The 15,013-nt window shown below is 42.3% G+C and carries 9 protein-coding genes and 2 pseudogenes; 7 read left to right on the forward strand and 4 right to left on the reverse strand.

The genetic code is table 11. The annotated features are described in order from the left end of the window. Positions 1-200 precede the first annotated feature (200 nt). Both J7I93_RS02725 and J7I93_RS02730 read left to right on the forward strand, forming a co-directional pair. Entirely contained in the window at positions 201-1,106 is a 906-nt protein-coding gene (locus J7I93_RS02725) for a copper amine oxidase N-terminal domain-containing protein (protein ID WP_214723054.1), read from the forward strand. Between the two features lie 214 nt (positions 1,107-1,320). Further along, on the forward strand, positions 1,321-3,189 hold the full coding sequence (locus tag J7I93_RS02730) for a copper amine oxidase N-terminal domain-containing protein (RefSeq protein ID WP_214723056.1): 1,869 nt from the start codon (positions 1,321-1,323) through the stop codon (positions 3,187-3,189). A gap of 818 nt (positions 3,190-4,007) precedes the next feature. Here the strand turns inward: J7I93_RS02730 and J7I93_RS02735 are convergent. After that, entirely contained in the window at positions 4,008-5,258 is a 1,251-nt protein-coding gene (locus tag J7I93_RS02735; RefSeq protein ID WP_214723058.1) for an acyltransferase, read from the reverse strand. A 336-nt stretch (positions 5,259-5,594) separates the two neighbouring features. On the opposite strand from J7I93_RS02735, the gene J7I93_RS02740 reads away from it, so the two are divergent. From J7I93_RS02740 to csaB, 5 genes and pseudogenes are all read left to right on the forward strand, one after another. Then, complete coding sequence (locus tag J7I93_RS02740; RefSeq protein WP_214723060.1) at positions 5,595-7,511, forward strand: S-layer homology domain-containing protein; 1,917 nt, start codon at positions 5,595-5,597, stop codon at positions 7,509-7,511. A gap of 89 nt (positions 7,512-7,600) precedes the next feature. Further along, positions 7,601-8,338, forward strand: a complete 738-nt coding sequence (locus J7I93_RS02745) for a WecB/TagA/CpsF family glycosyltransferase (RefSeq protein ID WP_214723062.1) — start codon at positions 7,601-7,603, stop codon at positions 8,336-8,338. Beyond that, positions 8,335-9,882 (forward strand): annotated as a pseudogene (locus J7I93_RS25595) (putative polysaccharide biosynthesis protein); the annotation flags it as partial. The gene J7I93_RS02745 and the pseudogene J7I93_RS25595, both read left to right, overlap by 4 nt. A gap of 183 nt (positions 9,883-10,065) precedes the next feature. Beyond that, positions 10,066-11,859, forward strand: a pseudogene (locus tag J7I93_RS25600) (DUF5693 family protein); the annotation flags it as partial. After that, complete coding sequence (csaB, locus tag J7I93_RS02755) at positions 11,856-12,929, forward strand: polysaccharide pyruvyl transferase CsaB (protein ID WP_214723066.1); 1,074 nt, start codon at positions 11,856-11,858, stop codon at positions 12,927-12,929. The pseudogene J7I93_RS25600 and the gene csaB, both read left to right, overlap by 4 nt. Before the next feature lie 145 nt (positions 12,930-13,074). On the opposite strand, the gene J7I93_RS02760 is transcribed toward csaB, so the two are convergent. The 3 genes from J7I93_RS02760 to J7I93_RS02770 form a co-directional block, all read right to left on the reverse strand. Then, a complete protein-coding gene (locus J7I93_RS02760) occupies positions 13,075-13,515 on the reverse strand; it encodes a hypothetical protein (RefSeq protein ID WP_214723068.1) in 441 nt (146 codons plus the stop codon). A gap of 60 nt (positions 13,516-13,575) precedes the next feature. Continuing rightward, entirely contained in the window at positions 13,576-13,947 is a 372-nt protein-coding gene (locus tag J7I93_RS02765; RefSeq protein WP_214723070.1) for a hypothetical protein, read from the reverse strand. Between the two features lie 98 nt (positions 13,948-14,045). Then, positions 14,046-14,870 (reverse strand): copper amine oxidase N-terminal domain-containing protein, encoded by an 825-nt coding sequence (locus tag J7I93_RS02770; RefSeq protein WP_214723072.1) that lies wholly within the window; start codon positions 14,868-14,870, stop codon positions 14,046-14,048. Positions 14,871-15,013 lie beyond the last annotated feature (143 nt).

Below are 15,013 nucleotides of genomic sequence, written 5' to 3' on the forward strand. Positions count from 1 at the left end.
CGAGTTTGTCGACAGTCTGAACAGAGCCAATCGGCTCTGTTTTTTTATTCACACTAAGTTTATTCCCCTCTAAAAAAATCTCCTTGTTAATCTGACCATACCCTTTCCTGCAGATTCCCATTTTTCACCCAATGAATAGGCATAACCGCCCAATCCCGGCATATTCATTCTATATAATAAGGAAAATTGGGGTGAAGTTTTTGAAAAAGAGAGCAGCTATTCTTTCTATTATGCTGCTGGGCTTTCTATTATTTAATAGTGCTCCAGCTGCAAATGCTTACAGCCAGCATGGTCCAACCTACGTGTTTATGGATGGAAAAGAGCCTGTGTTCACCAATGATCCGTTTATAAAATACGGAACGACACTCATTGAATTCAGGCCTGTTTTTGAAATGCTTGGTTTACAGATGGGCTGGGATTCCAAAACCAAAACGGTTACAGGTAAAAAGGCGGGCTTAACGATCAAAATGAGAGTCAATGATCGGGTTGCTTATGTAAATAATAAAAAGGTGATTCTTGCACAGGCGCCGCTTATCCTGAAAGGCCGTACAATGGTTCCGCTGCGCTTTGTGGCAGAAGCAAGCGGGAAAAAGGTTCAATGGGATGGCACAACGAGAATGATCATTATAAATGATGGCAGTTTCACAAAAGCCGATTTTACAGTGAATGAAGAGGATATCAGCCCGAAGCTGGTTGAGGATGCGAAAGCAGGTAAGCTTGGTCCTTTCCACGCCAGCCAGCATGGAAAGCCGCTGGCACAAATCGTGGATAAATATGGTTTCCCTGATGCAAGACATGATGGGACTCCTGATTCAGATGACATACCATTTGTCATTTACGGTGACTATATCATGTACTATTTGGGAACAAAGGGACCTGATTATACCAAGCAGCCAACAGTAAGAAGCATTCACGCCATTTTGCCTCCATCCGTTACCAACCAGGATATGATCGATCTTTTTGGCAGCGATTACGAATTTGATTATGGAATGTACACAAATATGATATACGACATGGGATCCTATTCTGTTTATATTGAAACTGAAGGTGATCGTTCTTATGATCATCCGTACTATTTATCAGTAGGAGATCCTGATTGGAATTAACGATGAAAAGCCTCTATTAACCCCGGTTAATAGAGGCTTTTTCCTATAAGGTCCCCCATATTTTTGAAAAAAGGTGTAAATTTACTATAAAAATGGTAAAATTAAGGAGCTTGTTTACAGGTGGGCTTTTTTACCCATTTCAGATGAACGAGCCACACCAGTGTGAATATCTAGAGATGTGGGGATGGGGAAAGTGGTAAAGAAGAAGTGGAGAATGTTAGCAATGCTAGCGGTCTTTGTGTTAATGATGGATCTTGTTTTACCTATTGGACAAATGAAGGCAGCTGCCTCCAATAAGACGATTGAAATTACGGTGGATGGAAAAAGGCTCTGGCCCGATGTGCCGCCAGCCATTAAAGACGGCAGGGTCATGGTGCCGTTCCGAGTGATCTTCGAAGCCCTTGGGACAAAGTTTTACTGGGATAATAAAAAGAAGACCATTACGTCAACAAAGAATGATACCTCATTTGAGCTATCTATCAATTCTAAGCATGCCTATGTGAACGGCAGCAGAATGACCATGGACGTCGCGCCGATGATTAAGGATGGAAGGACGCTGGTCCCGTTGAGGTTTGTAGGGGAGGCCTATGACTCCTATGTGGATTGGGATGGGAAGAACAGAAAAGTAACGATTACAGCGGATGGAAGCAAGCCCGTTGATCCTCCTCCTGTAAAGACTTACTCTTTGTACTTTAACGATAAAAGAGTAGACACCAGCACTCCGCCAATTATAAAAAATAATCGTGTACACGTTGCGATGGAATCACTCTTAGAGCAAATGGATGGGGAAGTGCTATGGCATGATCATGGCTCAAGGATGGCTATTTACGTTGATGATGTGGAATTGATCATTTATTCTGGCGAAAAATATGCTTTGATCAACGGACAGTATATTTATACAACTGAAAACCCAATTATACATAATGGAAAATACTATATTCCATTGTCTTTTTTGAAAGAAACATTTGGAGGAACGTCTACCTATAATTCCGCTACAAAGACGGTGTATATTAAAATCAATAAAGCCAAGTTTGAGAGTGATTTTCTAAAGGTTGAGACGGTTAATATCGTAAGGCCACAAAATATTCCGGCTGCAACCTTAACCGGTCAAAGAAGGCTCATGGTGAGTGACAATCCTGAAATGCTTGATCCGAGAACAGTTCCTTATGCAGAGGCAACTCTGTGGCAGGATACCGTGGATACGGACAAGCAGTCGATGGATCACCGGGTTTACGGCTGGCACGTAAATAAATTAAATAAAAAAATTAATATTGGCATTACGATAGAAAATCTGTCTTCTACAAACGATTTGGAGATTGTGAATGCTAAAGGAATTGACCGCTCCACATCCAATGGCTGGTACCACCATGATGTCGGCTTGCCAATGGCTGAAGCGGTACTGCTGAATAAGCTTGCTCCTACGGGTCAATCTGCGGTAAAAGCAAACCAGACGGTGACCATTAACCAATTTGCAGTAGAAGAAGAGTTCCTGATTGGATTCCTTCAAGATCTAACGGTTAAAAAAGCGGCTGGAAATGGAAACTTGAATTATAAAATCCGAGTAGTCGTCACCCAGAACGGCAGTGAACTGACGTCGATTAAGTATGATCCTTTACAGGTGGACAGTGTAAATCTTCATCCGCGCGGAGTTTGGGAAAGCTCGCAGCTGCAGACGGTTTTGCCGGTATATGAAGCAGGCACCCCTGAAGTGGCATACAGCCTCTCAAATGGCATCACAGATAATCTGATGTCTGGCGAAACTTCACTGTTTGGCTCAGGGATCAATGTTGTCCGGAATCCAGGCCATTTCGGAGCCACTTACAAGGTGAAAATTCCGATCGCGAATCTGACTGGCCAGCCGAAGACTGTCCGGGTTAGACTTGGGGCAAGAGGCGGCCGTTATAGCGGTGCGGTAAAAATCAACAATAAGGTTTTGCTTGTTCCTACCTTGAAACCAGGAACAGAGGCAGTAAATGTGATAGATTATAAAGTTACAGGTGTTCAAGATGAGCTGGAGCTCGAAATTATGCATGGCGGCGGAGCAGCATTGCCGCTTGCGGTTGACTTGATTACCCTGGATTAGGAAAAAGGCTGACGCGTGGGCGTCAGCCTTTTGTTTTGTGCTGGATAAGGGGAGGGCTTCTATTTGTGAACTCTGGCGTAATAAGGCATGAAAAAACCACATGGCCCCAAGCTAAGTAGTTCGGTTTTGAAGTACAAAAGTAGAAATAACCTTGCTATTCAAACGGTAATTCACACTTAAATTAACAGGAAAATTTGATAAGTAAAAATGCTTGGAACATTGTGTCTCCAAGCATTTTTTATATATTATCTGGCACTCTATAGTTGAACAAAATAATAGAGCATTGATTTCACTAAGTTTGAAAAATAAACGGAAAAATTCCGTTTATTTTGGGAAATAACAACATTTCTCGCAAAATAAGCGGAGTTTTTCCGCTTATATGAACCTAATCTTTAGAGCTAGTTATATATATAGATGTTAATCGGAATATATCCGCTTATATCTGCTTCTTGTACCCCTACTATACACATTAACCGGAATTTATCCGCCTATGATTCCTATACCTCCGCAAAAAAGTCAACAATGGATAACAACAGAGTCTTTTAACTTGAATATCAAAAAACCTACCTACCATTTTTCAGCACATCAATCCCCAATTAAATTAGCAAACAGTTTCGAACACTGACACTAACTTTTGTCATCCTGTTAAAAAGGTGCGAATTATGGTGCTAAAATAACATTACATTTATAAAAAGCCTTAATATTCAACAAAAAGATGCAGTCCAATTCAGTTGCGAATTGGACTGCTGATTTGTTTGCTATTAAAGTTTTTGTACTCGAAAACCGAACCCGTTAACCCCAAGCCATGTGGTCTAACGTTACCGCTTATTTTTCCGATTGCCAGGATAATCCGAATAGGCCCAATTGCCATCATCATCTTTATATCGGAACATCCCGGACTTTTCTCGCTCTTCTTTAGGCGCTTTCTCTTTTTTCGGCACTTCAAACAGTGGAGCCATTTTCCCGAAAAAGACCCAGTAGGCTGGAACTGCTGTGTAGAAGAATCGGACAATCAGCCAGCTTAGGATAAAGACGGCGAAGAAGGTTGTGATCTGCCAGGTATGGAATAAGGCTGGCGATCCTCCGGAAATGAAGCTTCTGAAGAAGATGAGAAGCATCGGATGGACCAAATAGATGCCAAAGGAGGTTGCGCCTATTTCCATGAATAGTGCTTTTGTTTTAAGTGATATCCTGTCATTCAGGAAGTGTGCAAGCACAAAAAGCATAACCCCGGCAAACAGCGCATGGGTTGCCCATGTGAACTCTGCCATGTTCGCATTGATCCAGTCTGGCCAATGTTCGGATATATCTACATATACACCCGTCCGCTGGAATAGCATATAGCTTGTGTATAATCCGAGCATCACCAAATAGCCGAAAGTGAGGATGGAAATGGTTCGAATCTTATAGGCTTTTGCCTTCATTTTCTCTATAATGGCATCGTAATGGATGCCGAGATAGGCTCCGACAAAATAGAACGACATATAGGATAAAGAGATGCTGCCTTTGAATGGAACCTGGAAGTACTCACGGTTGGCCCATACCCAAAGCCATTGGATGACAAGGCCCAGCCAAATGGCATTTTTCCTGAGAAATGCTGATTTCTTAAATAGAAGAATTAATAATGGAAATAGTACATATAGCTGTACACTTATAAAGACGAAGTATAAGTGCGGATAGGCTTTACCAAGGGAGAGCTTCCATAGGAAGTTGTCAGCTGCTTCCTGAAGGGTGAAATCATAGTATAAATACCACGTTAAGCCAAAATAAAGCATGGAAAATACGACATAAGGCAGCAAAATGAACTTAAGCCGCTTCTTATAAAAATTTTTCATTAGGTCGAAAGTTAATTTTCGATGATAATAATTATAAAACAGCACAAAGCTGCTTAGCATGATAAAAGTTGGTGTTCCCAATTTGCCTGCAATATTTAAGAAATTATAAACCGGAAATAGAGTAGAATCCGGAGGCAGCTGCGTTACTCCTGAAGATGAGGAGTGGACAACCAGTACAGCAATGATTGCAAAGGCTCTGGCTAATTGAAGTTCATCAAGGCTTTTTTTCTTCATGATATCACCACTTCTAAGTTTCGTATGTGTTTTATCATTCCCCAAAACCCCTTTCACACATCCTGCTTTTTAGTTAACGTTCTTTAAATGGCTTGGTTTACTTTAATCGGTTTCCAAGATTATCCATTACCTAACCTTAAAAACAAAGCAAGAATACCAAAGAAAATACCCGAATGAAACTAATTCAAACTATGTAAATTATGGAAAAAGCTGCAAACCAGTGGTATTAATTGTTTCTTAGCTTTTTAGAAAATAAGAAAAATGTCAAAATAGTGTAGAGAAAATTGTAGAATTTTGCTAGATTAGTAAATAGAAAACAATAGAGGGAGATAATGAATGAAGCGAATTCTACTAGGTATTGTTACTGTCTTTTTATTTTTGGCTCATGCCCCTTCTACTCTTGCCGCGGACGATATCACAGGCCATTATTATGAGAATGACATGCGCGTACTGATCGCAAAGGATATTCTTGGCGGTTATGGACCGGATGAATACAGGCCGGACCAGCAGGTTACACGTGCTGAATTTGCCGCATTAGTGGTCAGATCGCTGGAGCTTCAGCCGATGCTGGCTGCAGAGTTTTCAGTTGCCTCCTCAGCAGAGCCCTTATTCAAGGATGTAAATCCGGAAAATTGGCACTATGCAGCAGTAGACGCAGCGGTTAAAGCTGGGATTGTCGGCGGTTACCCGGATGACACTTTTAAGCCTAACGCAAATATTTCCCGCCAGGAAATGGCTGCGATGATTATGCGTGCCATTAATACGAGAAACATATTTTCAGAGACTGTTAGTTTAGACTTTAAGGATAATGATCGTATTAATCCGATTTTCAAGGATGCGATCCAGCGGTTATTGTATCTGGGCGTCATGTCCGGAAATTCGGATGGCACGTTCGGACCGAAAACCAACACAACCCGCGGACAAACAGCAGCGGTTCTGAACAGAATGCTGAAGGTGATTAACCCTCCGCAGAACCTTGAATTCAAGGTAGCATCCATTGGTGCGGATGGAACGCCAATTATCCTAAGAGAATTTGATAGTTTTGCGACTGCCAAAGGCAGTGTACAGGATAATCAGGTTGTTCTTCAGGGAAACAATATCGTTTATATGAAAACGGGTGTAGCAGCAGCCAATAAATTTACCATCATCTACGATTCCCCGGCGCTGACAGGCAATGGACGCACATACGTAAATACAGGGACGGAATTACGTTATTTTGATGCGACAGAAACCTCTGTTAAAATCCAGCTGGGCAGCAATGTGGGCTACGTAGCCCGGGATAATGTGAATTTAATTCCAAATGCACTTGTCACAGGCCGCTCTTATTATAAACGGGTTGGCGGGGATCTATACCATAACGTTTATAACCCGGTGACAAACAGCTATACAGGTGACACGCTTCTTGGTAAAGCTCCTTCTTTCATGACAGAGGGGCAGAAGTATTACAGCTGGGATGGGATTAACTATTCCCTTGTAAACGGAACAAGAGCAGGAGAAGCATACACATACTTTACGTACATGCCGCTTCATACGAAAACGAATTATACAGCTGAAGATATTGATAAATATTTAACGGAGAAGTATCCGGATTATTATAAATCCAAATTCCCTGAAAGCCCGCTTGCCGGCACAGGGAAGGATTTTAAAGAGATGGAAGCAAAATATGAAGTAAATGCACTTTACTTAATGGCACATGCGATTCATGAAAGCGCATGGGGAACAAGTGCCATTGCACAGGATAAGAAAAATCTATTTGGCATGAAGGCCTATGACAGCGATGCCTATGGCAGTGCGACAACGTATGAATCATTCAGAGCTTCGATTGAGGATGCAGCTAAATATGTGACAGCAGCCTACCAGGCACCAAAAGGCTCTTATTATAATGGTGCGATCCTAGGCAATAAGAGTGTTGGGATGAATGTAAAATACGCATCAGATCCATATTGGGGCGAAAGAATTGCAGGCCATATGTACCGGGCTGACAGCTTCCTTGGCAGCAAGGACAATAATGCCTACAAGCTGGCCAGCAATACAATCGATTCGCTCAATGTCCGTTCAGGCTATGGGACAAGCTTTCCAGTCCTATATGCCATGAAAATCAAAGGGATTCCATTTGTTTATACAGAAACAGCACAGAATGATGGTTCCCTATGGTATCAAATCATTTCAGATGATAAAAATAACCGTGCAGGCTTTGTTTACGGAAGTGGCTCACTGGGCCAATACGTAAAGGAAATGCCGCTGGCCAAATAATGGAATTCTGTAGGAGAAGTAGCATCTAGGTGTTACTTCTCTTTTATGTTATATTAATAAAGAAAATTTTTTGAACAAGGAGTAAAAAAATGACCTTGAAATTTGTGGACATATTAGGTGTTCCTTTTATAAACACGACACGTTCTGAATTTGTGAAGCTTTTGGACAGGCATATTGAGAAAGAGGAGAAGGCCTTTGTCGTAACGGCAAACCCTGAAATTGTCATGAAGGCAGTGGAAGAGCCGGAATACAAAAGTCTGCTTGATCGGGCCACATACATAACCGCAGACGGCATCGGCGTGGTAAAAGGTGCAGGCCTGCTGGGCAAGCCGCTTCCTGAGCGGGTAACCGGCTATGATACGATGATCGACTTGCTCACCCTGGGGAATGAAAAGAAATTTAAAATCTATCTCTTAGGCGCACAGCAGGATACGATTGAAAAAGCAGTTGCCAATATCCGGGCCACCTATCCGAATGTTGAAATCGTGGGCTCCCATAATGGCTTTTTTGATTGGGACAGCCGGGAGATCCCAAATGAGATCCAGGAAAAGAAGCCGGATCTTGTGTTTGTGGCGCTAGGTGTGCCGCGTCAGGAAAAATGGATTGCCACGAATATCAGCCGATTTGAAAAAGGGGTATTTATTGGCGTAGGCGGAAGCTTTGACGTGATTGCCGGAACGGTTGAACGGGCTCCGGAAGCATGGCAAAAAGCAAATCTTGAATGGCTGTACCGTCTAATGAAGCAGCCTAGCCGTTTTGGGCGGATGATGGCATTGCCGCGTTTTGCTGTAAAAATTCTAACTCAGAAGGTAATTAACCAGAAATGAATAATACATTCGTAAAAAGTACGCTTATACTCTCTGTCGCCACCCTGCTATCAAAGGTCCTCGGCAGCATTTTCCGGATTCCTCTGCAAAATATTGCGGGGGATGAGGTGCTCGGGATTTTCAGTCTGGTCTATCCTGTGTATATGGTGGCGCTGATTTTATCAGTGGCAGGCATACCGATTGCCATTTCAAAGCTGATATCAGAAGCAAATGTCAATCAGGATACAGAGAAGATTCGCAACATCTATGTTTCTGCAGTTATTTTAGCCCTATTATTCGGTTTAACGAGCTTTACGCTTGTATTCAGTTTTTCAGCACAAATCGCGGATGCGCTTGGAGGCCAATCGACAAGGCTTGCGTTAATTGTCGTATCGGCCACCCTGTTAATTGCACCCTACATGGCTGTGTACAGAGGCTATTTCCAGGGCTTTCAGGACATGAAGCCAACGGCCATCTCCCAGGTGCTTGAACAATTTATCCGGGTAGGAATTATCTTAATTTCTGCTTATCTTTTAGTGCAGCAAAACCGCTCAGATGAAGTGGTTGCTGGAGGCATTATGATCGGGTCCATTATTGGTGCCCTTTTATCTACGGTCTATTTAAGATGGCTGTTCCAAAAATCAGCCTTAAAGCCTGCCGCCAAAAACCCCTATACGTTTGGCGATTTTAAGAAAACAGGGAAAGAAATTCTCTATATTTCCCTGCCGATTGTGATTGGATCCGTGACGATGGCGCTGCTGAACTTTGTGGATTCATTTACAGTTCCTTCAAGTTTGCAGAGGGCGGGAGTGCCGCAGGAAAATATTAATTACCAATATGGAATATACGGAAGAGGATTGTCGCTTGTGCAGATTGCGACCGTATTCTCTTCATCTATTATTTTGCCGTTAATCCCCTTGATGACAAAAATGCTCGCGGAAGGAAAGAGGGCTGAAGCAAAAGGGATTATTGAGCGAACACACTCCTTAACCCATCTTATTTCATGGCCGGCCGCAATTGGTTTGTTTGCGCTGACCCTCCCAGTGAATCTGGCCTTATTCACGGATCTTGAGGGAAGCTGGGTATTGGCGATTATTGGCTTAAGCTCAGTCTTTACCTCCCTGACCATATTGGGCACAGGGGTCCTTCAGGGGATGGATCTCGCCAGACTTGGCGCGTACATCATTATTGGCGGTGTCGTGCTAAAGGTGATCACGAACATTGCCCTGATTTCCGTATTCGGTCTGCCGGGAGCCGCTTATTCAACGCTGATCGTGTACCTGGCCATTTTTATCGCCAATACGATTTATATTTATAGAAAAATCCCATTCAAGGCGTGGGGATGGAAGACGACTTCCATGGTGATCTCCGCTGTTGTAATGGGTGCTGTCATCGGCTTGCCGACCCTATACTGGAATATTGGCGAATGGAGCAGAGTAACGGCTCTCATCTATGTGATGGGGGCAATAGGAGCAGGAGCGGTTATCTACTTTATCCTGCTGCTTGCAACAAAAGGCATGACCAAGGCAGAATTATTAAGCCTTCCTGTTGTGTCCAAACTGTTCAAAAAAAGAGCCGGCGGAACGGGAGCCGGGACAGAGACACCAGATCCAGAAAAGCAGCGACCTTCGAAAGGGTGGAAAAACTTGAAAAAAGCGTTATGGGGTTTATTAATCCTATCACTGATTCTCGCCACACCGGGAATCGCCCAAAGATTTCAGGCGGAATGGAAAAACAATGCCTATGAAATGGTGCTTCCATACGGAGATATTGAAACAATGGCCGAGGACGGCTTAACAACGGAAGAGATTCTAACCAGATTAAAGCAATCGGGCTTGCAGGCTGTCAGCATCGAGCCTGAAACACTTAAGAGTTTAGAAGATAAGGGGTATGTGACAACCCTTACTTCTGAAAGAATGAGGGAAGTAGCTCTATTTGAAGAAGATGTAGAGGGAATGGCTGAACGGAACCTCCGCGATGGCTTGTATATTTATTTTCAGCGGGATGCCGGCATCAGGGATAAGCTTTCTGCTATCTTCTCCGACGCCGATATCGAGGAGATAACATTCAGAGGCAAAGAATTATTATTTATTCCCGGAAACGTAAAGAAAATAGAAAACATGCCTCTTAGCTTCCTGGCTGATAGTGCAGAGGAAGTGAAAGAAGCAGGTCTTTCTCTAGTATTAAGAATTCAGAATGTGAAACATGAGGATAATCCTTTGCTGTTTGACCAGATGCTTGATTTGTCTGACGAGGAAGCAGACCGGGTTTTATTCCTGGGAACAGAAGTATCAGGAGCTGGTGAGCCTTCAGAGATTAAGGATTATGCAGAACAGTTAAAAGAAGCAAACATGTCTGTGTATACCATCGAATTCGCGGATCAGACAGGCTTCAATACACTGGCCCATAGCCTTGATATGGATGTAATCCGCCTTCATAGCCTTAATTTAAACAGCATTGACAGCCCAGAAGTAGGCGTGGAACGCGCAATAAGGGCTGTGAAAGAAAGGAATATCAGATCCATATTCCTTAGAGCAGAAGACAAGGACGGGGAAGAGGCGCTGGAAGGCCTCGAGAGCTTCATTGAGAAGGTTCACAGTGAGATGCCAGCCGTTTTCCATGCAGGCAAAGCAGAGGTGTTTGAAGACATTGATGTTCCTGTGTGGAGCTATATCTTTGCGTTTGCATCGGCGATTTTGTTTATTTCACTGGCAGCACTGGAAGTTTTCAAGAATCGGATTTTACTTATTCTTGCATTCCTCGGCATGCTCGCACTTAGCCTTGCCTATGCAGTATTAGGAATATCCTTCATCCTACAAGGCATCGCACTAATTGTTGCGATTGTAACGCCTGTGTATGCGATTCTGCCATTGCGTGATATAAAATCATTTAAAGATATTGTAATATCATATGGACGGGCGATTTTGATCAGTGCAATTGGCATTATGATTATTGTTGCATTGCTAAATGGCACAGAATATTTGGTGAAGGTGGACATCTTCAGAGGAGTCAAGCTGATTTATGTCTTCCCGATTTTCTTTATGCTTATGTTTGCAATGTGGATCCTAATCAAAGGCGAGATTTTGGCCAATATCAAAAGGTTCCTTAAAATGGCTGTTCAATATTGGCATGTGGCTGCTATTGGAGTCATTGGCATTATCGGCCTTTATTACATTACCCGGACTGGAAACGAAGGCTCGGTTTCAGACCTGGAGCTTGCATTCCGCTCATGGCTGGAACAGCTTATGTATGTAAGACCGAGAACGAAGGAATTCTTAATTGGTTTTCCTTTCTACATTTTGGCGCTATATGTGATTGGGATTAATAAAAAATGGGGAGTATTCCTGCTGATTCCGGGTGTCATTGGGTTCCTGTCGATCATGAATACCTTTACCCACCTGCACATCCCGCTATATGTATCGATCTTAAGAACGGCTTATAGTTTAATCATTGGCCTTGTTATAGGCTGGATACTCGTTCTCATTGCCAAAAAAGTGTATGCCCTTTTTAACGAAAGAGTAAAACCGAGGTGGTTTTCATGAATATCGTGTTATCCGGTTATTACGGTTTTAATAATGTCGGGGATGAGGCCATTCTATATTCCATCATTCAGGCGTTAAGAGCAAATGATCCAAATGTGGGGATTACCGTGCTTTCGAATGATCCTTCTTATACCGAGAAAACGTACGGAGTGAAGGCGGTCAACCGCTGGAAGCTTCCTGAAATCTTTAAGGCGCTAAAAAGTGCGGATGGCTTAATAAGCGGAGGAGGGAGCCTGCTTCAGGACGAAACAGGCCCCAAGTCCATTCCATATTACACAGGCATCATGAAGATCGCCCAGGTTCTGGGGAAACCGGTCTTTGTATATGCCCAGGGAATGGGTCCGATTCATAAGCCTTTCAATCAAAAAATTGTTAAAAGTGTTTTGAAAAACACAAACGTCACCGTCCGGGACGTGGCTTCCAAGAAGCTGCTTGAGGATATCGGGTTAAATAATCCAATTAAAATTGTTCCAGACCCGGTCATTGGCCTGACAAGGGAGGATACCTCCAGCCGCTGGTGGTCAGAGCAGGCCTTTAGCGGTCCTGTTGTAACGGTATCCGCAAGGGATTGGCCTTCTTCTGTGGACTACAAAAGGAAAATGGCAGACGCACTTGATCTTCTGGCGAAGGATGGCAATACAATCGTGTTTGTGCCTATGCACGGCGAGCATGACGATAAGACTTCAAAAGAAGTAGCAGGAATGATGAGCGAGAAAAGCTTTGTGTCGCCATATAATGATTCGATCGAGCAAAAGATCAATATCTTTGGACAATCCAATCTGCTAGTCGGCATGAGGCTGCATGCGCTGATCTTCTCAGCGATTACGGTTACGCCCTTCGTGGCCCTTTCCTATGATCCAAAAATCGATGCTTTCGCTGAAATAAGCGGCCAGCAGGTGGCTGGACATGTGAATGAAGATAACTGGGGTGCTCAGGAACTATATGAAGATGCCAAGCGTATTCTGGCAAACGAAGAAGCTGAGAAAAAGCGTCTTGAAGACAAAATCCGCCCGCTGCAAAAGCAGGCGGCAGAAACGGCTAAAGATGCGATGGAGTATTTTAAAAGGTAATAGAAAAGGACTCTCAGGAGTCCTTTTTTAATTTGCGCTTTTTTACAGCTGTTACCATAGTTTACCCAAAGATCAATCACCTTGGTCCTGCAAGAAGGTTTAACAGAGGCTAAGTTAAGTAAGAACACGTTGGAACCACCTTATGTTACGTTAATTTACGGATAAAAAATTGAAGCATTGTTTGTACCAAAAGAAAAACCATGGAACATAGTATCGAAACAGAGATATAGAACAAGATAAAATCCAATCTAAAAAAGAATAGGGAAACAATAATGCCGCTCATAATACCGAGGAACAAATAAGCCAATACGACCCTTACGAATCCTTCGATCCCAGTTAAGCTATAGAGCTTAACAAGAATTCGATCTATAAGAGGGGAGATGATGACTCCTAATACAATGAAAATAAAAAAGGCTGGGATAAAATTGAAGGCAAATAAGCCGCTAAAAGAATGATACTCTACGTTAGATAGTCTTTCGCCTGCAAGGGTAAAGGTTATCCAGGAAGCGGCTAAACTAAAAGCAAGCGCAGAAATAACAGCAGATAGAAGTTTAATGTAGAATGGCCTGGAACTATTAAAAGACATTTTTTCACCCACTCGTTCTGCTTTCTTGTATTGTAACGCATAGGCAAAGTAAGAAGAAAGCTATTCAATGATCATTTCTTTAGCGAAACATATTCGCGGGTTTGGCTCCAAACATTCTTTTCTCAGATTGGCCTTCAAATGAACTTGCAGCTTTAAATCCTTGAAACTCACGGTACCTCCATTTTGATTGATCATTTTAGTCCCATCTTCTACCGTAATCCACATCTGATCTTCCTGTTCTTGCACCTTCTTTGTTAAGTTGACCAAAACCCTGCTGTGTTCCTCGGAAACTTCAGTAATAATCCCGCTAACGTCGTAATTTTTATCCTCTGCTTTGGTATCTTTTGAGGTGCTATCCACTCTTGAATCCTGGCACCCCCATAATAAAATAGGTATAAACAGGAAGAACATAGCTAAGTAAATTAACCTCATTCCATTCACTCCTTTGATTGAGTAGACGCAATCGGTTTTGTATTTGTTTCAACTAAACAAAAAGAGGGTCCATATATTAGGAACCCCTTCTCATCTATTTACCAATATACTGACATAATATATGTACTATCAATTTTCCAAGTGCCATTTTCCTGTTTAAGTGTAAAGGAACAATACAGTTTTCCGTCCATCAAAGTTTCATAATAAAAGGCAATGGTTTTCAAATTATCGTAGTCATCAACCATGGTAACGTTGCTGATGCTATCAGGGTATTTTGTGAAAAATGGATCGGCAGTTTCCCAAACGTAATATTGTCCCCACTGATTTTCGATGAAATGTTTTGTATAATATTTGTTGACCTTTTGTTTCGTTGCTGAAATATCATATTGTGTAAGTGTGTTCTTAAAATCTTTATTCATATCAGCTTCAACTAAGCTGCTGAAATACCTTTCAGCAGTTTGGATTAAGGAAAAGGCCGAGCTAACTGTTAAAGGCTTGGCATCTTTCACTACTCTTACGATAATCATTTTGTCGGCAGTTTGAATATTTACCACGCTTAATACAGGATCCCAGTTAACATTTGCTCCTAATGCTTCGCTGGCAAACCGAACAGGAACCATAGTTTTAGAGTCAATGATTTTTGCTGGAACATCTAAGCTTATCTCTTTATTATTAATTTTTGCTTTTGGAGAGTTAATGACAAGGGAGACTGTGATTCCGTTCCCTTTTGCTGTGACTAGCTTTTTAGCTCCGTTCCAATTTACTTCAGCACCTAAACTTTCAAATAATGTTCTCATAGGAAGCAATGTTCTTCCATCTTTAATGATGCCGCCATCCAGTGTAATGGTTGGATATGCAGCTGAAGCGGGTAAGCTCCCTAATAAAAGAAATCCAGCTAATACAAAACTTATTATTTTCTTCATCAACACAACTCCCTAGTAAAATAGTAAAAAGTACCTATATATTTTATCTTAAAATAGATTATTTTACCATATATTTTGGCTAATCAAGTACACAAAAAAAGCACCAGGCCGAAGCCTGATGCTTTTCATGTGCGCCCGGCATG

Source organism: Bacillus sp. ISL-47 (assembly GCF_018613175.1).
Classification (GTDB): Bacteria; Bacillota; Bacilli; order Bacillales; family Cytobacillaceae; genus Cytobacillus.